Annotated in this window: 1 protein-coding gene; it reads right to left on the reverse strand. The window is 39.5% G+C overall.

Going from position 1 to position 666, the window contains the following annotated elements; genetic code table 11:
• Positions 1-137: 137 nt before the first annotated feature.
• Positions 138-666, reverse strand: a 529-nt coding sequence (locus D6024_RS26405; RefSeq protein WP_205573383.1) for a hypothetical protein, incomplete at its 5' end; no start/stop codon positions are given.

Here is a 666-nt window from a genome sequence, read left to right on the forward strand (position 1 = left end):
AACGGACAGGGCTTATCGAAGTACAGGTATTCATTGTTACTTCTGTTTAGCCTCTGTTCGTCTGTAAAATAAATATTTATTGTTGATGGCCTATTCTATCCCCTGTATTTTGATAAGCTCATGTTGTGCGAAGTATGTCAATTGAATGGATACTTCATTTTTTGTTGTCCATTGTAAGGTATACCTGTTTCGTTCAAATAAGCTTTCAAATCAGAAACGTTTTGCACGTTCTGCTCTGCAACTTGTACTGTTTTGCCATCGTTCAGATTAATTAGTAAGCCATAAAAAACCTTTGCAACGTTGCGGTGAACCGTTTCAGAGTAACTGGCAATGTCGGTGGTTGCGATCGTTCGTTCAGTAAACAAACCATAGAATGTTATAGCGCCGTCGGTTATGTCCACACAAACTCTGTTGATGCTAAGTAGAGAAACAATCAACAACACTGCCAAGTAGACAACAATACCAAGCAACAGATACAACATGTATTTGCCTCGAAACTGAAAATCAATCGCCTTGACGGTAAAAACAACACGTTCACTTTTGGGGTCGCTCAGCCCAAAGTGGAAAAACAGGTAAAAAAGAAACAACGTTAGGAGAACGAAGAAAATCCGTCCGGTGAAGTTCTTAGTATTACTTGGAAGCAGTAGCATGATATTTCGCACAACG

The sequence above is a fragment of the Flavisolibacter nicotianae genome, from assembly GCF_003628535.1.
Taxonomy (GTDB): domain Bacteria; phylum Bacteroidota; class Bacteroidia; order Chitinophagales; family Chitinophagaceae; genus Flavisolibacter; species Flavisolibacter nicotianae.